The organism is Halomonas sp. AOP7-B1-5 (assembly GCF_052353045.1).
GTDB lineage: Bacteria > Pseudomonadota > Gammaproteobacteria > Pseudomonadales > Halomonadaceae > Vreelandella > Vreelandella colorata.
The window spans coordinates 33,826-57,196 of sequence record NZ_JBQTDC010000005.1 but is presented as its reverse complement, the minus strand read 5'-3'; the positions used below and the strand labels follow the sequence as shown (position 1 = coordinate 57,196).

Sequence of the window (23,371 nt, the reverse complement as noted above, 5' to 3'; positions counted from 1 at the left end):
GAGCGACGATGAGCAAAGAGTTTCGGTTGCAGTCGAAATTTAAGCCTGCCGGTGATCAGCCAAACGCCATTAAAGAGTTGGTCGGCGGCCTGGAGTCAGGTCTTGCCCATCAAACGCTACTGGGGGTAACCGGGTCGGGCAAAACGTTCACTATGGCGAACATAGTGCAACAACTTCAGCGCCCGACTATCGTGATGGCGCCCAATAAAACGCTAGCGGCGCAGCTTTATGGGGAGTTCAAGGCCTTCTTTCCCGATAACGCCGTTGAGTATTTCGTATCTTATTACGATTACTATCAGCCTGAGGCCTATGTGCCGTCATCCGATACGTTTATCGAAAAAGATGCCTCTATCAATGATCACATTGAGCAGATGCGCCTTTCGGCCACTAAAGCGCTGCTTGAGCGTCGTGACGCGCTCATTGTGGTATCCGTTTCGGCAATTTACGGGTTGGGTGATCCCGACCAGTATTTAAAGATGCGACTGCACTTTACCCGCGGCGAGTTAATCGATCAGCGAGCCTTTCTGCGCCGCTTGGCGGAGCTTCAATATACCCGCAACGATATGGATTTTCGGCGCGGTACCTACCGTGTACGTGGCGATGTAATTGATATCTTTCCGGCCGATTCTGATGAAGAAGCGGTGCGTGTTGAGCTGTTTGATAACGAGATCGACACTATTCGCCTGTTCGATCCGTTAACCGGGGATATACGGGGTCAGGTACCGCGTATGACGATTTATCCTAAATCGCACTATGTTACCCCCCGCGAGACCATTATGGGGGCAATCGACTCGATCAAGGCTGAATTGAAAGAGCGCCTTGACTGGATGCGCAAGCACGAGCGTCTGGTAGAAGCGCAGCGCCTCGAGCAGCGTACGCTCTATGATATCGAAATGATGCTTGAGCTGGGTTACTGCAACGGGATCGAGAACTACTCGCGCTATTTATCTGGCCGGGCGCCAGGTGAGCCGCCGCCCACGTTTTTTGACTACCTGCCTGACGATGCGCTGCTGTTTATTGATGAGTCTCACGTCAGCGTGCCGCAAGTAGGCGGTATGTATAAAGGCGACCGTTCGCGTAAAGAGACGCTGGTGGAGTACGGTTTTCGGTTGCCCTCGGCGCTGGATAACCGACCCATGAAGTTTGAAGAGTGGGAGTCGATTGTACCTCAGGCAATCTTTGTCTCGGCGACACCGGGTAAATATGAGGCTGAACATGCAAGCCAGGTTGTCGAGCAGGTAGTACGCCCGACGGGGCTTCTGGACCCTGAAATCGAAGTACGCCCCGCCAGCACCCAGGTGGATGATCTACTCTCCGAGATTGGGTTGCGTACCGCAGTAGGCGAGCGCGTACTGGTGACCACGCTGACCAAGCGCATGGCCGAGGATTTAACCGAATATTTTGACGAGCATGGTGTGCGTGTCCGTTATTTGCACTCCGATATCGATACGGTCGAGCGGGTGGAAATCATTCGCGATCTCCGCTTAGGCAAATTTGATGTGCTGGTGGGGATTAACCTGCTTCGTGAGGGGCTTGATATCCCCGAGGTGTCGCTGGTTGCCATTCTTGATGCGGATAAAGAAGGCTTTTTGCGTGCTGAACGCTCACTGATTCAGACTATCGGTCGAGCTGCGCGTAATGCTCACGGCAAGGCTATTTTATACGGGGATCGTATTACCGATTCAATGCGTAAAGCCATTGATGTGACCGAGAGTCGTCGGGCCAAACAGAAAGCGCATAATGAAAAGCACGGTATTACGCCAACAACCGTTACCCGCTCCGTAGCGGATATACTTGAAGCTGCGCAAACGCCAGGTAAAAAGAACAGCCGTAAGCGTGGCGCTGAGCGCAAGGTGGCCGAGGGCGAAGGCCAGTATGATATCGCCAATATGGGCCCGCATGATTTGCTAGCCGCTATCAGCAAGCTGGAGGATGCCATGTTCGAAGCTGCCCAGAACCTGGAGTTCGAAGAGGCGGCGCGCCTGCGCGACCAAGTGCATCAAATGAAAGAAAAACAGCTGGCGCTAGGGTAGGTTATGCCGGAAGGACCGGAAATACGTCGGGCAGCCGACCGGATTGAAAAGCAGATTGGCGGCCGGATGATTGATGATGCCTGGTTTGCCTTTCCCGAACTTGCCAAGCAGGTTGATTTGTTGATAGGTACTCAAGTGACTGCCGTGGATACACGGGGCAAAGCCATGCTGATCCGCTTTGCTAATCAGCAGGTGCTGTATTCCCATAATCAGCTGTACGGAGTATGGAAACTTCATCGCGTCGATGAGCCACCTACCACCAAGCGTTCTTTAAGAGCACGCCTGGAAACCGAGGGCAGGGTGGCCAGCCTGTATAGTGCATCGGATATTTCCCTATGGCAGGAAAGCGAGCTGGAAACACATCCTTTCCTGGCACGTTTAGGGCCTGACCTGTTAAGCCAGCAGGTAACGCCCGAACATGTGCTGGCGCGTTTAACCATGAAGCAATTCTACCAGCGTGGCCTAGGGTCGCTGCTGTTAGATCAAGGTCTCGTGGCTGGGTTGGGTAACTATCTGCGCTCGGAAATTTTGTTTTTCGCGCAACTTCACCCCAAACACCGGCCAGCCGATTTAACCAGCGCCCAGCAAATGCAGCTGGCAGAGTTGATCGTGGATATTACTCGCCAGGCTTACCAACTAGCCGGAGTGACTAATACTCAGGCGTGGATTGAGCAGGCCGTTGCTTCAGGTGAGTCGCGCCGCCAGTGGCGGTTTGCGGTATTTGATCGTGCTGGGCTCTCTTGCCATCGCTGTGGCGATGTTATTGAACGTACGATGGTCGGTTCTCGGCGCTTGTATCGTTGTCCCAGCTGCCAGCCATACGTTAAATAAATAATTATACCGTTATCTTTTAGGGCTGCTTACATCTCACTAAAACATATATTGCAGCTGTCATTACGCACGGTAGAGGCTGCCGCTTGCGGGTCAATACGGTATACTCCTTGCACGCTTAAGCGGCTATTCCCATGCATGTTAAAAAAAGCCGTAGAAAAGACGAAAACCAAGGAGCTGTTACTCCATGACCGTGATTCGCCAGGACGACGTTATTCAAAGCGTTGCCGATGCTCTTCAGTATATCTCTTACTATCATCCTAAAGATTTCATTGACGCGATGGATGCGGCTTATCAACGGGAACAAAACCCGGCCGCAAAAGATGCTATCGCGCAGATTTTGATTAATTCGAGAATGTGCGCCACCGGCCATCGGCCTATCTGCCAGGATACGGGAATCGTGACTGTGTTCGTTCATGTGGGTATGAACGTTACCTGGGACGCGGATATGAGCCTGGACGACATGGTCAATGAAGGCGTTCGCCGGGCTTACCTATTGCCGGATAACGTGCTGCGCGCGTCTGTACTGGCGGATCCTGACGGCAAGCGTCAGAACACTAAAGATAATACGCCCGCTATTATCCACCACACGCTGGTGCCTGGTGATAAGGTTGATATTCACGTCGCGGCAAAAGGCGGTGGCAGTGAGGCGAAGTCCAAATTCGCCATGCTGAATCCCTCCGATAGTGTCGTTGACTGGGTCATGGAGCAGCTTCCCAAAATGGGCGCAGGCTGGTGCCCGCCGGGTATGTTGGGTATTGGTATTGGCGGCACGGCTGAGAAAGCCATGCTACTCGCCAAAGAGGCGCTGCTGGATCCTATCGATATCCTGGATCTACAGGCACGTGGTCCGAGCAATCGGGCAGAAGAGCTGCGTCTTGAGCTGTTTGATAAGGTCAACAAAAGCGGCATTGGTGCACAGGGCTTGGGCGGGCTTACCACGGTATTGGATATCAAGGTAAAAGATTATCCCACCCACGCCGCGAACAAACCGGTCGCGATCATTCCCAACTGTGCCGCCACTCGCCATGCGCATTTTACGCTTGACGGTTCAGGCCCGGCAGCATTAACGCCACCTAAATTGGAAGATTGGCCGGAAATCACCCGTGAAGCGGGGGCTAACGTCAAGCGCGTGAATCTGGATACCGTCACGCCTGAAGAGGTTAAAACCTGGCAGCCGGGCGACACGCTTCTGCTTAACGGCAAGCTGCTGACAGGACGTGATGCTGCCCATAAGCGCATGGTCGATATGATCGCTAAAGGTGAGCCGCTGCCCGTCGATATGAAAGGTCGGTTTATTTACTACGTTGGCCCGGTTGATCCGATTGGTGACGAAGTTGTGGGTCCTGCTGGCCCGACCACGGCAACCCGGATGGATAAGTTCACCCGTACCATGCTCGAAGAGACAGGGCTTTTAGGCATGGTAGGCAAGGCTGAACGTGGCCTGGAAGCGATCAACGCTATTCGTGATAACGAAGCGGTTTATCTAATGGCAGTAGGTGGTTCGGCGTACTTAGTGGCCCAAGCTATCAAGAAATCCCGCGTGGTGGGATTTGAAGATTTAGGCATGGAAGCTATCTACGAGTTTGAAGTCGAAGATATGCCCGTAACGGTTGCTGTAGACAGCCTGGGTACCTCCGTTCATCAGACCGGGCCTGCCAAGTGGAAGGAGATTATTGCTCAAACCGCATAACGCAGTCTGTGCTGTGATTGGTTATTAATTCACAGGAGCCCCGTTCATACGGGGCTTTTGTACATAAACCTCAAATAACCAAAACGCGTTTGATAGATATACCGATACGTTTAGGGAGTAGTGGGTATGGCCTCTTGGCTGCTAGGGACAGGCATTATGCTGATACACCTGTTAGGGATTGTATCGGCCGTGATGGCGTTAATGTCGAGTCGGACATCGCAAGGCGCTGTAGCCTGGATTATCTCTCTGCTTACCTTTCCCTATGTAGCGCTGCCGGCGTACTGGTTTTTTGGGCGTCCGCGTTTTTATGGCTATGTCATGGCCCGTGGCGAACGCGATACCGTCCTTAGGCGTGTATTGGCCCGCTATCAAGAAAGCGCGTTACCTTTTTTAGCGCCGCCTACCAACTCGGATACTCAAGCCGTTGAGCAGTTAGCAATGATGCCGCTAACACGGGGCAATAACGCCACATTGCTGATTGATGGTGATGCTACCTTTGACAGCCTGTTTGAAGGGATCGACAGGGCAGAGCACTACTTATTGCTGCAGTTTTTTATTGTCCGCGACGATGCGCTGGGACGTCGCCTGCAGAAGCATCTTGTTGACGCCGCTCGCCGCGGTGTGCGGGTGTATTTTCTTTACGATGAAATCGGTAGCCGTAAGCTGGGCGAAGGTTACCTTAAAGATTTATCCGTTGAGGGAGTAGAGGTTAGCGCTTTTCGTTCATCCAGAGGCTTTAAGCATCGCTTTCAGCTAAATTTCCGCAATCACCGTAAGGTTGCCGTTGTAGACGGTAAGCGTGGATGGTTAGGTGGGTTCAATGTCGGCATAGAGTACCTTGGCCAGCATCCACGCCATGGGCCTTGGCGCGATACACATTTAATGCTGGAAGGGCCCAGTGTATTAGGCTTGCAGGAAGCTTTCTGGGAAGATTGGCACTGGGCAACAGGCGAGGTAGCCAGTTTAAACTGGCAGGCGGAAAGCCACCCTGATCATGATCAGCACGTAGTTATTGTTCCTTCAGGGCCTGCAGACAGGCAAGACACAGCAAGCCTGTTAATTCAGCAGTTAATTCATAGCGCCACGCATCGGCTGTGGGTTACCAGCCCCTATTTTGTCCCTGACCAGGGCGTACAGGATGCGCTACGCCTTGCGGCCATGCGCGGTATAGATGTACGCGTTATGATTCCCGAGCGCCCAGACCATCTACTTGTGTTTCTCTCAGCCTTTGCATTTTTACCGGACATGTTAAAAGCAGGTGTTAAAATATACCGTTATCTTCCAGGTTTTTTACATCAAAAAGTAATTCTTATCGACAATGATGCAGCAACCGTGGGTACAGTAAACTTAGATAACCGCTCGTTTCGGTTAAATTTCGAAATTACTGCTTTTATTCCTAACCCGGAATTTGCTGAGAAAGTACACACCATGCTGGAGCAGGATTTAGCCCAGTGCCGGCGTGTCACAATAGATGAAGTACAGCAGCGTCCGTTATGGAAAAAAGTGGTTTCAAGAGCGGCTTATCTAATGTCACCCGTTCAGTAGTTGGCGCTGTAAATGGTCAAATTACAAAATGTTTGATGGGCAAAGGAGTGTTGGGTGAATCTTGAAACAAAATGGTTAGAAGATTTTGTCGCGCTGGCCAATACACGCAGTTTTTCTGCTTCTGCACGTCAGCGGCATGTCACTCAACCTGCCTTTAGCCGACGTATTCGTGCGTTGGAACAGGCTATTGGCGTTACTCTGGTTGATCGTTCTACTACGCCGGTAGGACTCACGTCTGAAGGGCAGTTATTCCTAGTTACCGCACGTAATCTAGTTGAGCAACTTAATGAGTCTCTGAGCCATCTGCGGGGGTTATCCATCGCCAATGAGGCGCTTGATATCGTAGCGGCCCATTCATTGGCACTCAGCTTTTTTCCTCCCTGGATCTCGCGTCTTCAAAAAGGCCTGGGCGAGCTTCCCACACGCTTGGTCGCCATGAACGTCGGGGAGGCTATTCATGTGCTGCGTGAAGGCAACTGCGACCTGATGCTGGCGTATTACGACCCCTTTGCCACCATGCAGCTGGATGCGGAAGTTTTTCCGTCATTTTCGATAGGCAAGGTCAATATGCTACCTGTTTCACTGCCGGATGAAACGGGCAAGCCCTGCTTTTCGCTACACAGTGATGCGTCCATTCCCTATCTGGCTTATACCCAAGGGGCTTTTTTGGGGCGAAGTGTGCGCATGTTGCTGAAAAATGATCCACTGCGTATGAGATTGCGCACAGTTTATGAAACAGCCATGGCAGAAGGGCTAAAGGGCATGGTACTTCAAGGCATTGGCGCTGCCTGGATTCCTGATTTCTGTATACGTGAAGAGCTCAAAAGCGGCCGTTTAGTAAGAGCGGGCGATGAAAGCTGGGATATTCCGCTTGAGATCCGACTTTATCGCTGCTCACTTGTTCACAAGCCCGGCGTCGAAAAGCTCTGGCGACAGATGATGAAGCTACCGCGTGATTTTCTACAGGCGTAACGGCTAGGGCCTGAATTAGGGCCGAGCGCTAAAATCCGCGGGCAAGCCAAGAAAATTCTGAATAATAAAGAAGTGATCTTCAAACAGGCTATCCGGTTCTAAATCCGCCAAGGCGACCCAGCGCGCATGGTCGCCGCCTTTAACAGGTTTTAAGCGGGGCAGCTGTTGGTCTGGGCGTAGCGCAAAGTAAAAGGCTTCAGCCAGCGTGCGGCCACGCCAGCTGCGGTGTGGCTCGTCAAACAGACGCTGCCCGCGCAGCGAACCTTTCAGCACGGGCTCGGGGACTTTAAGGCGCAGCCGTTCCCTAAGTTCACGCATACAGGCATCCAGCAACCGCTCATGGGGGTTGATAAACCCTCCAGGTAAGGCGAGAAGACCTTTGCCGGGTGCCGCTGTGCGGCGCACTAAAAGCACATGGCCTGATTGCACCACAACGGCATTAACAGTGACGAAAATAGGCGGATAGGGGGCTTGCGCCCAGGCTTGGCGATACTGATCGAGCAATTGCTGCTCTTCTAGTAGCTGATAGTAAGCCTCTCCCTGGCAAAACTCACTGACGCTATTCACTACTCCAGGCGGCAGGTCGTGGTAAGCCCCCGTGGTTAGGTAATCGCCGGTGGAGCCGGGCGATCGGAACAGCCGTTCACGGATTTGGCTTGCGGAAATGCCTTCAACCAGCGGTACACTCACCGATTCCCACTGGGGAAAGAGCGAAAGGTAATAGCTTGATTGACCTCGGCTTGCGCCAATCAAGCCGATTCGCGGCAGCCGTGCATTGGCCGGAGCCGCTAGGTCACGTACTTTTCTCTGAACATCCCTTACCCATACATCGTCGTTATACAGCGCATCAAGCAAGGGGCTTATTTCCAAGCGCTGATTATCGGCGTCATCAAATCCTGAACGGATCATTGTTTGACGCTCATCAAAGCTCCATGGATTACGCAGCGAACGCGCCTGCCAAGCAGAGCCAACCAGTACAATAACCTGACGTGCCTGCTTTAATGCTTCGCGAATAATCGCTAAATGGCCCAGATGGGGAGGCTGAAAACGACCAATAAATACCAAACAATCGAAGGCGTAAGCAGGCTTAGAGCTTGTTGCGGCAGGGGCCATGTTGCTTCCTTGAACGTTTGGTTGATAAGAAGACCATTATGGAGGGCAAGATTATAGCGTGCAATGTGATCAATACTGCGCGCTGCGCCAGCATTCGCTATGCTGATAAACTATTACGCATAAAGTAACTATTAAATTGCTCAAGGGAATGAATATGATTAAAAGCACCCTCATCTTTTGGTGGAAGGTAGTACAGGATGCTGTAGCCCTATGGCTTGAGCGTAATGCGTTTAGCTACGCAGGTTCATTGGCCTTTTATACACTTTTTTCTTTGGCCCCTACGATTATTATTGCCGTGACGGTCATCGGCATAGTGTTGGGTGAAGATGCTGCTCAAGGGCAAATTGTCGCCCAGTTGCAAGGCTCTTTAGGAACGGATGTAGCGTCAGCAATTGAGGGTGCCGTAGCCCAGTCGCGGATTGAAGAATCGGGTTTACTGCCAACGCTATTGGGGTTTGGTGCGCTTTTAGTCGGTGCTACCACGGTGTTTGCACAAATGCAGTTTTCTCTAAACACTATCTGGGGGGTGACGGCGAAACCTACCAGCAATAGCATGTTTATATTCGTCAAAACCAGGCTTCTATCGCTCACCGTGGTTCTTTCAATCGGTTTTATTTTACTGGTTTCGTTGGTTCTAGGCGTAGTGGTACGCGGTATGCTGCAAGCCGCAAACGATATTTTTCCGCTAGCCGGTTATCTGACCACTATTGTGGAATCACTGATCTCTTTAGCGGTAGTGACGTTACTCTTTGCGACCATTTTCAAAGTGTTACCTGATGTGGTCTTGGGATGGCAGGATGTATTTATTGGCGCCGTGGTTACTGCCGTTTTATTTACCATTGGCCGCACGCTAATCGCGATTTATCTAGCGTATACCGCGACGGCGTCGACCTATGGAGCCGCCGGCTCAGTCGTAATGGTATTGCTATGGGTTTATTACTCGTCGCTTATTTTATTATTCGGTGCTGCGTTTACGCGTTCTCTTTTACTACGTCGGGGCAGAAAGCTGATTCCGCGCAATAGTGCGGTGCTGGTTAAGCACGAGCTGCTGGGCGTTGAGCCGCTAGAGCCTAAAGGCCACGTTCACAAAGACCATGTTCACAAAGACCATGTCCACAAAGACCACGTACAAGATACCGGTGAACGGTGATGAAAGCCTGTTGCCTGCGCGCGTTTGTTTCAGGAAAAGTACAAGGTGTTGGCTATCGCTACGCCACCCAGGAACAGGCGTTGCAGTCCAAGATAACCGGCCATGCCAAAAACCTGGCCGACGGTCGGGTTGAGGTGCTCATGTGTGGCGATAGCGAAAAGGTTAAAGCGCTTAGTGAGTGGCTTTGGAAGGGGCCCGCGCAAGCGCGGGTAACCCATATTGAATGCGAGGCAGTGGACGCTAGTTCAGTGCCTGAGCACTTCTCAATGCATTAATTAACCATTTCACGATTACTCGCCACGCTTCCACTGAGTAATGTTCTCCGCCGTAAGCGCGATAATATTTTGTCGCGCTTCCGGCGTTATCCATGCGTTATGCGGCGTCACGATCAGGTTAAGAGGCTCTTCTAACGCGTCCAATAGTGGATGCCCCTCTCTCGGCGGCTCTACGGGCAGCACATCAACGGCTAATCCGCCAATGCTGCCTTGACGTAATGCTTCAAGGGCAGCCACTTCATCGATAATACCGCCACGAGCGCAGTTAACCAGTAGTAGTGACGGTTTAGCCACTGCTAAGCGCTTTTGATCAATTAGGTGCTGCGTATCGGCATTTAGCGGGCAGTGTAGGCTGATGATATCCGCCTCGGGCAGTAAATCATCCAGTGAAGGGCGTGAATCATTTGCCTCATTGCCAGGACGTGCTGCAAAGCTTACCTGCATGCCAAACGCTTCTGCCAAACGTGCGACTTCCGTACCCAGTTCGCCCTGGCCAACCATCACCAGGCGTTTGCCTGCCAGCTGCAGAGTGGGGTGGTCCTGAAGGCAGAAAAAGTCGCTGCGCTGCCAGGCGCCATTTGCTACCTCCTGCTGATATTTCGGAAGCCGGTTAGCCAGGGCCAGCATCAACATCAGCGTATGCTGGGACACACTGGCCGTGCCATACGCCGTTACATTCTTAACGCTGATCTTTTGTGCTTTAGCCGCCTCAAGGTCGATATTGTTAAGTCCAGTGGCCATCACACAAATCAAGCGCAGTGACGGCAGCTGTTTTAAGGTTTCAGCATCTAGCACTACTTTATTAACCAGCGCGATTTCAGCATTGGCCAGGCGTTCTTTTGCCTGTTGGGTGGTGCTTTGATCAAATACTTCAAGATGCGTAACCGCGTCACGGATAGCGCTTAAATCAATCTGGGGTCCAAGGCTTTTAGCATCTAACATTACTGCGTTAGGCATTTTATTCTCTCCAGTTAAGTGCCGGGGGCTAGTTAACCTTGCTCGGCAGGGGGCACAAAAGGGTATAATATTGTCGCTTTATCAACCGCAGCCTTGGATTTTATCTCGGCAGGCCAAATATTCGCAGCTGGCTGTGTTTATATTCGCCAATATCCTGTCGTCGTTGAGCTTTTTAGGAGTCATCAACATGCCTATCTATGAATATGAGTGCAAGGCCTGCGGCCATCGCATGGAAAAATTACAGAAAATCAGCGCAGACCCGTTAAAAGAGTGTCCTGCGTGCAACCGTAATGACCTTGAGCGGCTCGTATCCGCAGCAGGGTTCCGCCTAGCGGGCGGTGGTTGGTATGAAACCGATTTTAAAACGGGAAGTAAAAAGAACTTAGTCGCCGATGCCAAAGGCACGGCGGGTAAAGACAGCGCTAAAAGCGACACTACTTCCAAGTCTACAGGCACTGCGGCCTAACTGCGGTTGCCTGGGCCAGCCTGGCCCGCGACACTTTATTTGCCACGAAACAGAACAGGATTTGACATGCGCAGCCATTATTGCGGCCAGCTAAACGAGACATTGGTGGATCAAACGGTCACCGTTTGCGGATGGGTACATCGTCGTCGCGACCACGGTGGGGTTATTTTCCTCGATATGCGTGACCGCGATGGTATCGCTCAGTTTGTGGTAGACCCGGATACTGCCGAAGCGTTTGCAACTGCCGACCGTGCCCGCGGCGAATATGTGCTGCGTATTACGGGTCGTGTCAGACTGCGTCCGGAAGGCACCCAGAACCCCAACATGCCCACCGGGATGATTGAGGTATTGGCCAAAGACGTTGAAGTGCTGAACACCGCTTCCACACCGCCGTTCCAGCTTGACGAACATGGCAAAGTAGGTGAAGAAGTTCGCCTGAAGCACCGCTATATTGATCTGCGTCGCCCAGACATGATCGAGAAACTGCGTCTACGTTCGCGTATTTCGCATACCGTGCGTGCGTTCCTGGAAAACCAGGGCTTTTTGGATATCGAAACGCCAATCCTTACGCGCGCGACGCCCGAAGGCGCCCGTGACTATCTGGTGCCTAGCCGCACCCATGCGGGCAGCTTCTTTGCACTGCCTCAGTCACCGCAGCTCTTCAAGCAGCTATTAATGGTGGCGGGTTTTGACCGTTACTATCAAATTGCCAAGTGCTTCCGTGACGAAGACCTACGCGCCGATCGTCAGCCTGAATTCACTCAGATTGATATCGAAGCCTCTTTCGTTGAAGAAGACGACATCATGGGCATTACCGAAGCCATGATTCGTCAGCTCTTCCAGGAAGTGCTCAGCGTTGAACTTCCCGAATTTCCGCGCATGACCTGGCAAGAAGCCATGGACCGCTTTGGTTCAGACAAGCCGGATCTACGTATTCCGCTTGAACTGACCGACGTTGACGATCTGATGAAGCAGGTCGACTTCAAAGTATTCTCAGGCCCGGCCAGTGCTGAAGATGGCCGAGTGGCCGCGCTCAAGGTACCGGGCGGTGCCAAGCTTTCGCGTAAAGAGATCGACGAATATACCAAGTTCGTGGGTATCTACGGCGCGAAAGGACTGGCCTGGATCAAGGTCAACGAGCGTGCTAAAGGGCTTGAAGGGCTTCAGTCGCCTATCGTCAAGTTCATGGAAAATATCGTTGAAGAGCTGCTTGACCGTCTTGGCGCAGAAGATGGCGATATCATCTTCTTCGGTGCCGACAAAACGCGCATCGTCAATGAAGCCATTGGCGCGCTGCGCGTCAAATTGGGTGCAGATCTGGATCTCTACACACAAGCTTGGGCGCCGCTGTGGGTCGTCGATTTCCCGATGTTCGAAGCCGATGATAACGGTCGTTTGAGCCCGTTACACCATCCGTTCACTGCGCCTTCCTGCTCGCCGGAAGAGCTCAAGGCCGACCCGGCCAAAGCTTTATCGCGTGCCTACGATATGGTGTTGAACGGTACCGAGCTTGGCGGCGGTTCTATCCGTATCCACAATCAAACCATGCAGAGCACCGTGTTTGAAATTCTGGGTATCGGTGAAGAAGAAGCGCAAGAGAAGTTTGGCTTCTTGCTGGACGCGCTTCAGTACGGCGCGCCGCCCCATGGCGGCTTGGCATTCGGCCTGGACCGCCTGGTCATGCTGATGGTTGGTGCCAAGACTATCCGTGAAGTTATCGCTTTCCCGAAAACGCAAAGCGCGGCCTGCTTGATGACCGACGCACCGGGTGAGGTTAGCCCTGATCAGCTAAAAGATCTCAATATCCGCTTACGTCAAAAAGCCAAACCTGAAACGGCTGGCGAGTAAATCGATAGCCCTTGAGACAGCCCTTGGGATGGTTCTTGAGATAGAACCCTCTAATAGACAGGCTTTCGATCGTAAGCTGACTAAAAACACCGACGCTCTGGCGTCGGTGTTTTTGCATCAGCGCTTTTGTCGCCTAGGGCTTTGTCGCATAGCACGAGTAAACGTATATGGACGAAACACGCACTGCGTTACCGGTGCGCATTCTGGGTATCGATCCTGGTTCCCGAATTACCGGTTACGGTGTCATTGATATGGTCGGGGTGAAGCCCACCTATGTGGCCAGCGGCTGTATTCGTACATCAGACGGGCCGCTGGAGCAGCGTTTGGCGCAAATATATGCGGGGCTAAGCGAAGTGGTGGGTTTATACAAACCGACGGACACTGCCATTGAACGCGTATTCTTGGCTAAAAATGTTGATTCAGCACTTAAGCTTGGCCAAGCCCGGGGCGCGGCCCTGGTATGTATGGCCAACCACGGATTAAGCGTGGCGGAATACGCGGCGCGACGCATTAAAGAAGCCGTAACGGGGCATGGCGGTGCGGATAAACTGCAGGTGCAGCATATGGTTACTGCACTATTAAAACTTTCCGCCACGCCGCAAGCCGATGCTGCTGATGCATTAGCTATTGCGTTAACCCACTCCTATACGGGCAATAGGCTTCCCAGCGCTTCCAGTGGGCGAAGCCGGCGTGCCTCAACCGGGCGTTGGCGTCTTTAACCACTACTGGTCACTTGTACAGAGTAGCATTATAGTAAACGCCTGTTTTTACTATCGCGAGCGTATTTATGATCGGACGTCTGAGTGGCTATCTGCTGGAAAAACAACCGCCTTGGATTGTAATTGATGTCCAGGGCGTGGGGTACGAGCTTGAGACCTCAATGAATACGCTTGTTTCGCTACCGGCATTGGGTGAGAAAGCATCGCTTTATACCCACTTAACCATTCGAGACGATGCTCACCTGCTTTACGGGTTTGCGCGTGAGCATGAGCGGGCGCTGTTTCGAGCCCTCATCAAGGTTAACGGCGTTGGCCCTAAACTGGCTCTGGCTATTTTGTCCGGCATGGATGAAGACGCGTTTATGCGCTGTGTTCGTGATGATGACAGCAAAGCGCTAACCAAGCTGCCTGGTGTCGGCAAGAAAACGGCCGAACGGCTTATTATTGAAATGCGCGATCGTTTCCCCGAGTGGGAGCATGGCTCTGATTCGCCGCTTCCCCTTGAAGCTACCAACGGGCGACCTACCCGCAATAGCTTGGCCGACGCTGAGTCCGCGCTCGTAAGCCTAGGTTACAAGCTAACCGAAGCCAGCAAAATGCTGGCAGATCTTGACCCCAAGCAATCGACAGAGGCCTTGATCAAGGCAGCATTAACACAGCGAATGAGCGGCTGAGCTACCCCGTCGTTTTGCAGTAACCCAGAGTAAGCAGATTGCCAGGTATTTAAGACAGTATTCAAGAAGAGCATCTATGTTAGAACATGACCGGTTGATAGCGGCTGAACCAGAGCAGGGAGAAGGGCGAATTGATTATGCCATTCGTCCCAAGCGACTTGATGACTATATCGGCCAGCCGAGGGTTCGCGAGCAGCTTGAAATATTTATTGGCGCGGCCCGGCTTCGCGAAGAGAGTCTCGACCATACCCTGGTGTTTGGCCCACCAGGGCTGGGTAAAACGACGCTTGCCAATATTATCGCTACCGAAATGGGCGTCGGACTCAAGTCAACGTCAGGGCCCGTGCTCGAGCGGGCAGGGGATTTGGCAGCCATGCTGACCAACCTTGAGCCCGGTGACGTGCTGTTTATTGACGAGATTCACCGCTTATCTCCTGCGATTGAAGAAGTGCTCTATCCGGCCATGGAGGATTTTCAGCTCGATATCATGATTGGCGAAGGCCCGGCGGCTCGGTCGATCAAACTGGACTTGCCTCGCTTCACGCTGGTGGGTGCAACAACCCGGGCAGGGCTTTTGACATCGCCGTTACGCGATCGATTTGGCATCGTTCAACGGCTGGAATTTTATAATCTCGAAGAGCTGACCGAAATCGTCACTCGCTCAGCGCGCTTGCTGGGGGTGGAAACCAGCGCTGAGGGCGCTATCGAAATTGCCCGCCGCTCTCGGGGCACGCCGCGTATCGCCAATCGCTTGCTGCGCCGGGTGCGCGACTATGCAGAAATGAAAGGCAACGGCACGGTGGATGTTTCCCTGGCTGATGCTGCGCTGAATATGCTCAACGTGGATCACTATGGCCTGGATCACATGGACAGGCGCCTGCTGCTTGCAATGATTGATAAGTTCGAGGGCGGTCCGGTAGGTGTTGACTCACTCTCCGCGGCCATAGGTGAGGAACGTAATACCATCGAAGACGTTATCGAGCCCTACCTTATCCAGCAAGGCCTAATGATGCGCACGCCCCGCGGGCGTACCGTCACGCGTCAGGCTTGGCTGCATTTTAACCGCGTTCCCAATGAGCACTCTGTTGATATGGAAGGAGAGCGACGCCCATGAGTATTTCGCGCTCGCTGCCCGTACGTGTTTATATGGAAGATACTGATGCCGGTGGCATTGTCTACTACGTTAACTATCTGAAGTTTATGGAGCGCGCGCGCAGTGAATGGCTACGTGAGCAAGGTCTTGATCAGCAAACGTTACTAGACGAAGGTACACAGCTAGTGGTATATCGCTTAGCCTGTCACTATGCGAAACCGGCGCGTCTCGATGACGTGGTCGACGTCACGGCACATATCACCGAAATAGGCCGCTGCCGGGTAACGTTTGAGCAACGTGTAATGCGGGGAGAGGAACTCCTTTGCAGTGCGACAGTCGAGATAGCCTGCCTAAGTGCAGAACGCATGCGGCCCAAAGCGTGGCCCGCTGCATTTAAAACAGGTCTACAAACAGCAACCACGGTTTCGTAACCTGGAAACCACTACTTTGTCGGGTATTACCGACTTAATTGATTGATGAGGGCACCTGTGAACGATAACACCATGTCCATCCCGCACCTTATAATGAATGCCAGCGTTGTTGTGCAGCTGGTGATGCTACTACTGGTGGTGGGGTCAATCCTGTCTTGGGTAGTCATCTTTCAGCGCAGTATCGCCTTGCGCCGAGCTAAGCAGGAGTATAACCAGTTCGAAGAGTCGTTCTGGTCAGGTGTCGACTTGAATGAGCTATACCGGGAAATTCCTGCTGATGACCCGCGCCACGGCGCTGAGCATATCTTTCAGGCGGGTTTTCGTGAATTCAATCGCCTGATGCCTAAAACCCGCAACGCCGATACGGTGCTTGAAGGCGTACAGCGTAGTATGCGCGTGGCGTGGTCTCGTGAAGAGGATCGTCTAACGCAGCATCTGGTGTTTCTCGCCACGGTCGCATCTGCAAGCCCCTACATCGGCCTCTTCGGCACCGTATGGGGCATCATGGGTTCTTTCCAATCCCTTTCCATGACGCAGCAAGCAACCCTGGCAACGGTCGCGCCCTGGATTGCCGAGGCCTTGATTGCCACCGCCATGGGGCTTTTTGCCGCGATTCCTGCGGTTATTTTCTATAACCGTCTTTCCAACAATGCGTCTCGCTTACTCGGTAAATATGAAGACTTCGCCGAAGAGTTTCACGCCATCTTGCACCGTAACCTGCAAGGCCGCGACGGCAAGCCTAGCGCCAGTTAAGGGAGTTCGCCATGCAAGGTCCTTTCAACCGTAGCGGCAAGAATAAACCGATGGGGGAGATTAACGTCGTCCCCTTTATCGACGTTATGTTGGTGCTGCTGGTCATTTTTATGATTACTGCCCCTATGCTGACTCAAGGCGTTCAGGTCGATCTGCCGCAGGTCTCATCGCAGCCGATAGATACCCAGGATAGTGATCCCATCATTATCTCGGTTGATCGCGAAGGCGGGTATTTCATTACCCTGGGCGAAGACTCAACCTCAGTTTCACTTGAGCAGATGTCGGAACGCGTCGGGGCGATTCTACAACGTCGCCCGGGCACGCCTGTCATGGTGCGCGGTGACCGTAACGTGCAGTATGGCCAGATCGTTTTGCTAATGAGCACGCTACAGCGTTCCGGCGTTGAAAATGTAGGATTGCTTTCAGAGCCGCCGCAAGATGGGTAAGGGCAAGACGCAAGTGACCGCTGATACGCCGCGCGACCCGCAGGATGTTGGCTATAAGTTGCCAACCGTACTCGCGGTGGGCGTGCATTTGGCTATTATTGTTTTTAGTTTTATTAATTGGCCCAGCTCAACGGCAGAACCGGACTCTTCCTCCATCGTACAAGCAACGCTGGTCAGTACAGAAACGTTTACCGACCAGGCTCAGCAAGCAACCGAGCAGCAAGCGGCGATGAATAGCGCAACGGAGCCAACGGCCGAGCCTAGCGTAAGCGAGCCCGAGGCAGCTGAGCCGGAGCCGGATAACCAGGCGGCCGAACAGCAAGCGGCTGAAGAAGCCGCTCGTCGTGAAGCCGAAGCGCAGGCGCAAGCATTAGAGCAAGCGCAAGAGGCTGCCGAAGCCGAAGCTCAACGACGCGCTGAGGAAGCCGAACGCCTAGCTCAGGAGCAGGCGGCACAAGCGCAGGCTCGCGAAGCTGAAGTCCAGCAGGCTCGTGAACAGGCAGAGGCAGAGGCAGAGGCAGAAGCGCAAGCCGCTGCAGAGGCAGAAGCGCAAGCGGCCGCCGAAGCAGAAGCCAAAGCCGCCGCTGAAGCAGAAGCCAAAGCCGCCGCTGAAGCAGAAGCCAAAGCCGCCGCTGAAGCAGAAGCCAAAGCCGCCGCTGAAGCAGAAGCCAAAGCCGCCGCTGAAGCAGAAGCCAAAGCTGCCGCTGAAGCAGAAGCCAAAGCTGCCGCTGAAGCAGAGGCCAAAGCTGCCGCTGAAGCAGAGGCCAAAGCTGCCGCTGAAGCAGAGGCCGAAGCAGAAGCAGAAGCCGCACGTCAACGTGAAGCAGAAGCACAGCGTGAGCGGGAGGCCGAAGAGCGGCGCGCACGTGAAGAAGCTGAACGTCAACGCCAGGCAGCGGAAGCAGCGGAAGCCGCCATGCAGCGTCAGCTAGCCGGTGAAGCGGAGGCCGCGGCAAATGCGCAACAAGCGCAGCAGGCTGTAAATAATTTCAGCAATATAATGCGCCGTGCAGTTGAGCAAGCTTGGATCATCCCTGGTGGGGCTAGCGATGGAATGCGGGCGATAGTAAATGTTCGTTTAGGTCCATCAGGGGAGGTATTACTAGCAACTATAGCGACTTCAAGTGGTGATAGTGCGTTTGATCAGTCAGCCATTCAAGCTATTGAACAAGCGGCTCCTTATTCCGAGCTACTTCAACTGTCAGAAGCGCAGCAGCGCGAAATACGCCCAAGAATTACTTTGAACTTTTCCCCAGGGGGAGTCCGTTGATGCAAACTAAATTGTTTAAGAAATTTTGGTTATTCTGCTTACTGATAGCTTTCAGTAGTTTTGCAAACGCAAACTTGACCATTGAAATTACGCGAGGCAGCGATCAGGCCTTGCCTATTGGCGTGGTGCCTTTTGCCGGCAATGAGGGGATGTCCGAAGATATCGCTCAGATTATTCAGGATGACTTGGAGCGTAGCGGTCTATTTGAACCGCTAGAGCGTAGTGCCATGTTTGAAAAGCCCAGCCAAGCCGATGACGTTGAGTTCGGCACCTGGCGTTCGCTCGATGTGCGTTATCTAGTGGTAGGTCGCGCTGAGCAGACAGGTAGTGGCTATCAGCTTCAGTTTGACCTGATGGATATCAGTGGCCAGCGCCGTATGATTGGTGAAAGCGTTACGGCCAATGCCAATGACCTGCGTGGTGCGGCTCACTACATCAGCGACCAGATATTTGAAGCGATTACCGATATTCGCGGCGCTTTTTCTACCAGCATCGCCTATGTAACGGCTCAAGGGCTTGGCGACAATATGCAGTTCGGGCTCTACGTAGCCGATGCAGACGGGCGTAATAGCCAGCAGGTATTAACCTCTGATCAGCCTATCATGTCACCTTCCTGGTCGCCGGACGGCCGCAAACTTGCCTATGTTTCCTTTGAAACTGAGCGTCCAGCGATTTATATTCAGGATGTCGCCACCGGCCAGCGTGTAATGGCAACATCGTTTGATGGTATCAACGGCGCGCCGACGTGGTCGCCGGATGGCCGTCGTATTGCGATGTCCTTATCCAAAGATGGCCAGCCTGAGATTTACATCATGGATATTGGCAATCGCTCAGTGGAACGTCTTACCAACAGCAACAGCATCGATACCGAGCCCGCTTGGTCGCCCGATGGTCGTAGCCTGCTGTTCACCTCTGATCGCAGTGGTGGCCCGCAGATTTACCAGTATTCACTAGGCAGCGGTGAGACAAAACGCCTAACGTTTACCGGCAACTACAACGCTCGAGCACGCTATTCTCCCGATGGCGATCAAATCTTTTTGGTCCACCGTTCCAGCCGTGGATATCAGGTGGCTCGTCAGGATTTAGACGGCGGACGGCTTGTGGTACTAAGTGATTCAACAAGAGATGAATCTCCTAGTGTTGCGCCGAACGGGACCATGGTAATCTTCGCTACCCAACAGGGTAACAACGGGGTGCTGAGTGCCGTTTCTGCCGATGGGCGGTCGTCATTCCGGCTTCCTGCAGCACAAGGCGATGTGCGGGATCCTGCATGGTCGCCGTTTTTAAACTAATGATTGATAGTGTTAATTTCTTTCAGGCAAGGAGTCTGATTATGCAACTTAAACCGTTGGTTCGCTCATTGGCAGTCGCGTTATCTATCGTAGTTATCGCTGGCTGTTCCAGCACCGGCGGAACCCAAGATGGTGATTCTTACGGAAGCCAAGATGGCAGCAGCATGGGTGCAGGCACCTCGGGCGCTGGTACAGGTGGTCAGTATGGTTCTACTACGGGTTCTGGCTCAGGTGCTGGTCAGCAAGCTGATTCTCGTATCCCTGAAGTACGTACCATTTACTTCGATTACGACCGCGACACTATCAAAAGCGAATACGAGTCTGCCGTAATGGCCCATGCGCGTTATCTGCGTGCCAACCCGAATGCACAAGTTGTATTACATGGTCATACCGATGAGCGCGGTACCCGTGAATACAACATGGCGCTAGGTGAGCGTCGTGCCCGTGCCGTTCAGCGTTTCCTGAACATTCAGGGCGTTTCCAACTCGCAAATGAGCGTTGTGAGCTATGGTGAAGAGCGTCCTGCAGCTAGCGGCCAAAGCGAAAGCGCTTACTCCCAGAACCGTCGCGTTGTATTTAATTACTGATTCCGTTGGCGTGCCTTAGGGCACGCCGATGTTATCTACGGAGTTGTCATGAATCACAGTCTCAAACGCTATTTTGAGAGGCTGTGCGGTGCGGGAGCCTTAGTGCTCCCGCTGTCCGTATTGCCACTCGCGGCGGTTGCCCAACAGCCGCTCGTTCAAGATCTTTCTTCCGGTAGCTCAAGCGGCTTCTATCAGCAGACCCAGCGTCAGGAATCTGCCGGCGGTAATCTTGTACTGTTTAATCAAGTAGAAGAGCACCAGCAGGAAATCCAGCAGCTGCGTGGGCAGATTGAAGAGCTGCGTCACCAGCTTGAGCAATTGAAGCGTCAATCCCAGCAGCAGTATCTGGATATCGAAGATCGCCTGATGAACAGCGGCCCGACTCAAATTGAGCAGGCGACTCCTCAGGTAGAGCCGGAAGCGGCGCAGGAAGTGGTCAATGCGCCTTCTGCGCGTAACGTCAGCGAAGATGCCCAATCGGACTATCAGGCGGCGTTTGCTCACGTTCAGGCACGTCGCTTTGACGAAGCAATTAAAGCCTTTGAAGGCTTCGTCACCACTCATGCTGACAGCAGTCTGGCGTCTAACGGCTATTATTGGCTGGGTGAGCTCTATGCCGCCGAAGGCCAGCTAAGCGACGCTGATGCGTCCTTTAGCCGTGTCATCTCAGACTTCAGTAGCAGTAGCAAAGTGCCTGATGCACTGTATAAACTTGGCTTGGTAAAAGCGCGTCAGGGCGAGGCAGAACGTAGTCGCGAGCTGTTAGAGCAAGTGCGTGATGATTACCCGCAAAGTAGTGCAGCAGGATTGGCGAGTGATTTTCTTCGTCAGTCGGCTGGGTAACAACGCATTTTAAGTTGGTTAGGACGTATCATGAGCTGCAAAATCGACTATCAAGCATCGCCTGATTTGCTTGAGAACCGCATCATACTGGTAACCGGGGCCGGTGATGGGATTGGCCGTACGGCAGCGTTAAGCTATGCACGCCATGGGGCAACCGTGATTTTACTGGGTCGCACCATCGAAAAGTTAGAGCGGGTTTATGACGAAATAGAAGCGGCGGGGGGGCCACAGCCGGCTATTTTTCCGCTTAATTTCGAAGGTGCTACGCTTGATGACTTTCACGATATGGCAAGCACGCTCGATAAGGAATTTGGCCGTTTGGATGGGCTGCTGCATAACGCGGGGCTCCTAGGTCGTATTACACCGTTTGAACAGTATGACCCAGAGTTATGGGAGCAGGTCATGCAGGTCAACATTAACGGACCAATCTGGATGACCCAGGCACTGTTACCCCTGCTTCAGCAGTCACAGGATGCCTCGGTTATTTTCACATCATCAAGCGTAGGGCGAAAAGGGCGTGCCTACTGGGGAGCCTACTCGGTTTCTAAGTTTGCGACAGAAGGGTTTGTGGAAGTGATAGCCGATGAGTTCGAAAGTCAGGCTAATATACGTATCAACACGCTGAACCCTGGAGCCACACGTACGCAAATGCGCCAAAGCGCCTATCCAGGTGAAGACCCCGACACCTTACGTACCCCTGAAGACATCATGCCTACCTATTTATGGCTAATGGGGCCGGCGAGTACTGGTATTAGCGGGCAGAAATTTGATGCTCAACCGCCACGCGCATAAATCTTATGAGCCCAGCGGTTAAACAGATGTTGGCCTTCTTACGTTTGCCTTCTTAGGACGTGATGTTGAATGCGTTTAATGCTTCGACTAGCGTTGAGCACTTTTCAAACCAAAGATCCGCTGGCCACTGACGATAGTCATCTTCTTCGCTAATGTAACCGTAGCCCACCGCAACGGCCGTCATTCCGGCGGCTTTTGCGGCCTGCATATCCCGCACATGATCGCCGACATACCAGCACTGATTAGGTGCAACTCCCAAACGGCGTGCTGCCTCCCATAAGGGTTCAGGATCAGGTTTTTTGACACTTAGATCATCCGCGCACAGCAGTGCACCCGGCTCTAGTGCCAAAGCGGCTAATAGCGGCTCGGTATAGCGGCGTGGTTTGTTGGTAACAATGCCCCATAGCCGCTGGTTGCCATGCCATTCAATCAACCATTGATTCAGCGGATCAAATACCTGGCTCTGTACCGCTACGGCTTGCTCATAGGTATCCAGCAGAAACTGACGCGCCGTATCGTGTTCAGGAGCCCCAAGTTTAAGCCCCAGCGCCAGCGTCACCAGCGCGCTTCCTCCGTTAGAAACCTGTCTGCGAATCTGTTCATAGGGCAGCGGCGCCAGCCCGTGATGCTCGCGCAATACGTTGGTTGCCTGTGCCAAGTCGGGCGCGGTATCGACTAACGTGCCATCAAGATCAAACAGAATGGCTAGTGGTGCAGTGGTCGACATCTATTGGCTCACCTTGCGGCAATACATCATATAGTTAACCGAGACGTCATCAGACACCAAGCGGTAGCGGCGAGTAAGAGGGTTATAAGTCAATCCCGTTTGCTCACGCACTTCTAACCCAACCTGACGCGACCAGGCGGCCATTTCTGAGGGGCGAATAAATTTGGCATAGTCATGAGTTCCACGCGGCAGCAGCTTCAAGACATATTCCGCGCCTAAAATCGCAAAGGCGTAAGACTTGGGCGTACGGTTTAGCGTGGAGAAAAATACATAGCCACCCGGGCGCACCAAGGCACAGCAAGCACGGATAACCGAGGCAGGGTCGGGCACGTGCTCCAGCATTTCCATACAGGTCACTACATCAAAATGGCCCGGCTTCTGGGCCGCTAATGCTTCAACGCTAATATGTTGATAGTCCACAGAGACGCCGCTCTCTTCAGCATGCAGTCTGGCCACGCCAAGCGGTGCTTCGCCAAGGTCGATACCCGTTACATCGGCACCGCGATGCGCCATGGACTCACTTAAGATGCCGCCGCCACAGCCAACATCCAGTATCTTTTTGCCCGCAAGGCCCGCGCGAGCGTCAATGAAGTTCAGGCGCAGTGGATTAATATCATGCAGCGGTTTAAATTCGCTTTTAGGATCCCACCAGCGGCTAGCAAGTGCTTCAAATTTAGCAACTTCCGCTGCATCGACGTTGCCTTGATAGTGGCCAGCAGTGCTATCCTGAGGTGTCGCTTGCATGTGTTTGGCTCCCATATTCAATCAGCAATGGATGATTACTTTTTCCATCCAGCCTGGGTGTTGACGTCAAGTGGTGAGTGGTATCCACTCAATCGTTCAGTATTATGGGCATTCTAA

24 protein-coding genes are annotated in these 23,371 nt (G+C 53.0%); 20 read left to right on the top strand and 4 right to left on the bottom strand.

Annotation, left to right across the window (positions count from 1 at the left end; all coding sequences use genetic code 11):
• The first annotated feature begins 8 nt into the window (after positions 1 to 8).
• The 5 genes from uvrB to ACT3XD_RS04315 all read left to right on the top strand — a co-directional run bounded on the left by uvrB (position 9) and on the right by ACT3XD_RS04315 (position 7,074).
• Complete coding sequence (uvrB, locus tag ACT3XD_RS04335) at positions 9 to 2,033, top strand: excinuclease ABC subunit UvrB (protein ID WP_192538676.1); 2,025 nt, start codon at positions 9 to 11, stop codon at positions 2,031 to 2,033.
• A 3-nt stretch (positions 2,034 to 2,036) separates the two neighbouring features.
• Complete coding sequence (gene nei, locus ACT3XD_RS04330) at positions 2,037 to 2,864, top strand: endonuclease VIII (protein WP_192538675.1); 828 nt, start codon at positions 2,037 to 2,039, stop codon at positions 2,862 to 2,864.
• Between the two features lie 187 nt (positions 2,865 to 3,051).
• Entirely contained in the window at positions 3,052 to 4,557 is a 1,506-nt protein-coding gene (locus tag ACT3XD_RS04325; protein ID WP_018916101.1) for a fumarate hydratase, read from the top strand.
• Positions 4,558 to 4,683: 126 nt separating this feature from the next.
• Positions 4,684 to 6,102 (top strand): cardiolipin synthase, encoded by a 1,419-nt coding sequence (cls, locus tag ACT3XD_RS04320; RefSeq protein ID WP_192538674.1) that lies wholly within the window; start codon positions 4,684 to 4,686, stop codon positions 6,100 to 6,102.
• 54 nt (positions 6,103 to 6,156) lie between these two features.
• Complete coding sequence (locus ACT3XD_RS04315; RefSeq protein WP_192538673.1) at positions 6,157 to 7,074, top strand: LysR substrate-binding domain-containing protein; 918 nt, start codon at positions 6,157 to 6,159, stop codon at positions 7,072 to 7,074.
• Between the two features lie 15 nt (positions 7,075 to 7,089).
• Here ACT3XD_RS04315 and ACT3XD_RS04310 read toward each other — a convergent pair whose 3' ends face one another.
• Positions 7,090 to 8,187 carry a bifunctional nicotinamide-nucleotide adenylyltransferase/Nudix hydroxylase gene (locus ACT3XD_RS04310; RefSeq protein ID WP_192538672.1) on the bottom strand — a complete coding sequence of 366 codons (1,098 nt, stop codon included), beginning with the start codon at positions 8,185 to 8,187 and terminating at the stop codon, positions 7,090 to 7,092.
• A gap of 154 nt (positions 8,188 to 8,341) precedes the next feature.
• Between ACT3XD_RS04310 and ACT3XD_RS04305 the strand changes: the two genes are divergently transcribed.
• Both ACT3XD_RS04305 and yccX read left to right on the top strand, forming a co-directional pair.
• Positions 8,342 to 9,337, top strand: a complete 996-nt coding sequence (locus tag ACT3XD_RS04305; protein WP_192538671.1) for a YihY/virulence factor BrkB family protein — start codon at positions 8,342 to 8,344, stop codon at positions 9,335 to 9,337.
• Positions 9,337 to 9,612: an acylphosphatase gene (gene yccX, locus ACT3XD_RS04300; protein ID WP_192538670.1), complete on the top strand. Its 276-nt coding sequence runs from the start codon at positions 9,337 to 9,339 to the stop codon at positions 9,610 to 9,612. The genes ACT3XD_RS04305 and yccX overlap by 1 nt, the downstream gene beginning before the upstream one ends.
• Positions 9,613 to 9,627: 15 nt before the next feature.
• On the opposite strand, the gene ACT3XD_RS04295 is transcribed toward yccX, so the two are convergent.
• Positions 9,628 to 10,569, bottom strand: coding sequence for a D-2-hydroxyacid dehydrogenase (locus tag ACT3XD_RS04295; protein WP_192538669.1), 942 nt, complete (start codon positions 10,567 to 10,569; stop codon positions 9,628 to 9,630).
• A 187-nt stretch (positions 10,570 to 10,756) separates the two neighbouring features.
• On the opposite strand from ACT3XD_RS04295, the gene ACT3XD_RS04290 reads away from it, so the two are divergent.
• From ACT3XD_RS04290 to ACT3XD_RS04230, 13 genes are all read left to right on the top strand, one after another.
• Positions 10,757 to 11,035, top strand: a complete 279-nt coding sequence (locus ACT3XD_RS04290) for an FmdB family zinc ribbon protein (RefSeq protein ID WP_192538710.1) — start codon at positions 10,757 to 10,759, stop codon at positions 11,033 to 11,035.
• Between the two features lie 66 nt (positions 11,036 to 11,101).
• Complete coding sequence (gene aspS, locus ACT3XD_RS04285; RefSeq protein ID WP_192538668.1) at positions 11,102 to 12,883, top strand: aspartate--tRNA ligase; 1,782 nt, start codon at positions 11,102 to 11,104, stop codon at positions 12,881 to 12,883.
• A gap of 194 nt (positions 12,884 to 13,077) precedes the next feature.
• Positions 13,078 to 13,602, top strand: coding sequence for a crossover junction endodeoxyribonuclease RuvC (gene ruvC / locus ACT3XD_RS04280; RefSeq protein WP_412767948.1), 525 nt, complete (start codon positions 13,078 to 13,080; stop codon positions 13,600 to 13,602).
• A gap of 68 nt (positions 13,603 to 13,670) precedes the next feature.
• Positions 13,671 to 14,276: a Holliday junction branch migration protein RuvA gene (gene ruvA / locus ACT3XD_RS04275; RefSeq protein ID WP_192538666.1), complete on the top strand. Its 606-nt coding sequence runs from the start codon at positions 13,671 to 13,673 to the stop codon at positions 14,274 to 14,276.
• A gap of 76 nt (positions 14,277 to 14,352) precedes the next feature.
• Positions 14,353 to 15,390 carry a Holliday junction branch migration DNA helicase RuvB gene (gene ruvB, locus ACT3XD_RS04270; protein ID WP_018916112.1) on the top strand — a complete coding sequence of 346 codons (1,038 nt, stop codon included), beginning with the start codon at positions 14,353 to 14,355 and terminating at the stop codon, positions 15,388 to 15,390.
• Entirely contained in the window at positions 15,387 to 15,800 is a 414-nt protein-coding gene (gene ybgC / locus ACT3XD_RS04265) for a tol-pal system-associated acyl-CoA thioesterase (RefSeq protein ID WP_192538665.1), read from the top strand. Before ruvB ends, ybgC begins: the two co-directional genes overlap by 4 nt.
• 72 nt (positions 15,801 to 15,872) lie before the next feature.
• Positions 15,873 to 16,553, top strand: a complete 681-nt coding sequence (gene tolQ, locus ACT3XD_RS04260) for a protein TolQ (protein ID WP_018916114.1) — start codon at positions 15,873 to 15,875, stop codon at positions 16,551 to 16,553.
• Positions 16,554 to 16,564: 11 nt separating this feature from the next.
• Positions 16,565 to 16,999, top strand: a complete 435-nt coding sequence (gene tolR / locus ACT3XD_RS04255; protein ID WP_018916115.1) for a protein TolR — start codon at positions 16,565 to 16,567, stop codon at positions 16,997 to 16,999.
• On the top strand, positions 16,992 to 18,269 hold the full coding sequence (gene tolA / locus ACT3XD_RS04250) for a cell envelope integrity protein TolA (protein WP_444280544.1): 1,278 nt from the start codon (positions 16,992 to 16,994) through the stop codon (positions 18,267 to 18,269). The genes tolR and tolA overlap by 8 nt, the downstream gene beginning before the upstream one ends.
• Positions 18,269 to 19,561, top strand: a complete 1,293-nt coding sequence (gene tolB, locus ACT3XD_RS04245; protein WP_192539001.1) for a Tol-Pal system beta propeller repeat protein TolB — start codon at positions 18,269 to 18,271, stop codon at positions 19,559 to 19,561. The genes tolA and tolB overlap by 1 nt, the downstream gene beginning before the upstream one ends.
• Positions 19,562 to 19,602: 41 nt before the next feature.
• Positions 19,603 to 20,148, top strand: a complete 546-nt coding sequence (gene pal / locus ACT3XD_RS04240) for a peptidoglycan-associated lipoprotein Pal (RefSeq protein ID WP_018916118.1) — start codon at positions 19,603 to 19,605, stop codon at positions 20,146 to 20,148.
• A 48-nt stretch (positions 20,149 to 20,196) separates the two neighbouring features.
• Positions 20,197 to 20,991, top strand: a complete 795-nt coding sequence (ybgF, locus tag ACT3XD_RS04235) for a tol-pal system protein YbgF (protein ID WP_192539002.1) — start codon at positions 20,197 to 20,199, stop codon at positions 20,989 to 20,991.
• Between the two features lie 30 nt (positions 20,992 to 21,021).
• On the top strand, positions 21,022 to 21,783 hold the full coding sequence (locus tag ACT3XD_RS04230; RefSeq protein ID WP_192539003.1) for a YciK family oxidoreductase: 762 nt from the start codon (positions 21,022 to 21,024) through the stop codon (positions 21,781 to 21,783).
• A 52-nt stretch (positions 21,784 to 21,835) separates the two neighbouring features.
• On the opposite strand, the gene ACT3XD_RS04225 is transcribed toward ACT3XD_RS04230, so the two are convergent.
• Positions 21,836 to 22,510 carry an HAD family hydrolase gene (locus ACT3XD_RS04225; protein WP_192539004.1) on the bottom strand — a complete coding sequence of 225 codons (675 nt, stop codon included), beginning with the start codon at positions 22,508 to 22,510 and terminating at the stop codon, positions 21,836 to 21,838.
• Positions 22,511 to 23,254, bottom strand: a complete 744-nt coding sequence (gene ubiG, locus ACT3XD_RS04220; RefSeq protein ID WP_192539005.1) for a bifunctional 2-polyprenyl-6-hydroxyphenol methylase/3-demethylubiquinol 3-O-methyltransferase UbiG — start codon at positions 23,252 to 23,254, stop codon at positions 22,511 to 22,513.
• Positions 23,255 to 23,371: the final 117 nt, after the last annotated feature.

Bases quoted from the DNA above. Each gene is read 5' to 3' on its own strand.
- nei (WP_192538675.1), top strand. From the start codon at position 2,037: ATGCCGGAAGGACCGGAAATACGTCGGGCAGCCGACCGGATTGAAAAG.
- pal (WP_018916118.1), top strand. From the start codon at position 19,603: ATGCAACTTAAACCGTTGGTTCGCTCATTGGCAGTCGCGTTATCTATC.
- tolA (WP_444280544.1), top strand. From the start codon at position 16,992: ATGGGTAAGGGCAAGACGCAAGTGACCGCTGATACGCCGCGCGACCCG.
- ACT3XD_RS04310 (WP_192538672.1), bottom strand. From the start codon at position 8,187: ATGGCCCCTGCCGCAACAAGCTCTAAGCCTGCTTACGCCTTCGATTGT.
- tolQ (WP_018916114.1), top strand. From the start codon at position 15,873: ATGTCCATCCCGCACCTTATAATGAATGCCAGCGTTGTTGTGCAGCTG.
- ACT3XD_RS04225 (WP_192539004.1), bottom strand. From the start codon at position 22,510: ATGTCGACCACTGCACCACTAGCCATTCTGTTTGATCTTGATGGCACG.
- tolR (WP_018916115.1), top strand. From the start codon at position 16,565: ATGCAAGGTCCTTTCAACCGTAGCGGCAAGAATAAACCGATGGGGGAG.
- ACT3XD_RS04325 (WP_018916101.1), top strand. From the start codon at position 3,052: ATGACCGTGATTCGCCAGGACGACGTTATTCAAAGCGTTGCCGATGCT.
- yccX (WP_192538670.1), top strand. From the start codon at position 9,337: ATGAAAGCCTGTTGCCTGCGCGCGTTTGTTTCAGGAAAAGTACAAGGT.
- tolB (WP_192539001.1), top strand. From the start codon at position 18,269: ATGCAAACTAAATTGTTTAAGAAATTTTGGTTATTCTGCTTACTGATA.
- ubiG (WP_192539005.1), bottom strand. From the start codon at position 23,254: ATGCAAGCGACACCTCAGGATAGCACTGCTGGCCACTATCAAGGCAAC.
- ybgC (WP_192538665.1), top strand. From the start codon at position 15,387: ATGAGTATTTCGCGCTCGCTGCCCGTACGTGTTTATATGGAAGATACT.
- ACT3XD_RS04305 (WP_192538671.1), top strand. From the start codon at position 8,342: ATGATTAAAAGCACCCTCATCTTTTGGTGGAAGGTAGTACAGGATGCT.
- aspS (WP_192538668.1), top strand. From the start codon at position 11,102: ATGCGCAGCCATTATTGCGGCCAGCTAAACGAGACATTGGTGGATCAA.
- ACT3XD_RS04295 (WP_192538669.1), bottom strand. From the start codon at position 10,569: ATGCCTAACGCAGTAATGTTAGATGCTAAAAGCCTTGGACCCCAGATT.
- cls (WP_192538674.1), top strand. From the start codon at position 4,684: ATGGCCTCTTGGCTGCTAGGGACAGGCATTATGCTGATACACCTGTTA.
- ACT3XD_RS04230 (WP_192539003.1), top strand. From the start codon at position 21,022: ATGAGCTGCAAAATCGACTATCAAGCATCGCCTGATTTGCTTGAGAAC.
- ruvA (WP_192538666.1), top strand. From the start codon at position 13,671: ATGATCGGACGTCTGAGTGGCTATCTGCTGGAAAAACAACCGCCTTGG.
- ACT3XD_RS04290 (WP_192538710.1), top strand. From the start codon at position 10,757: ATGCCTATCTATGAATATGAGTGCAAGGCCTGCGGCCATCGCATGGAA.
- uvrB (WP_192538676.1), top strand. From the start codon at position 9: ATGAGCAAAGAGTTTCGGTTGCAGTCGAAATTTAAGCCTGCCGGTGAT.
- ybgF (WP_192539002.1), top strand. From the start codon at position 20,197: ATGAATCACAGTCTCAAACGCTATTTTGAGAGGCTGTGCGGTGCGGGA.
- ruvB (WP_018916112.1), top strand. From the start codon at position 14,353: ATGTTAGAACATGACCGGTTGATAGCGGCTGAACCAGAGCAGGGAGAA.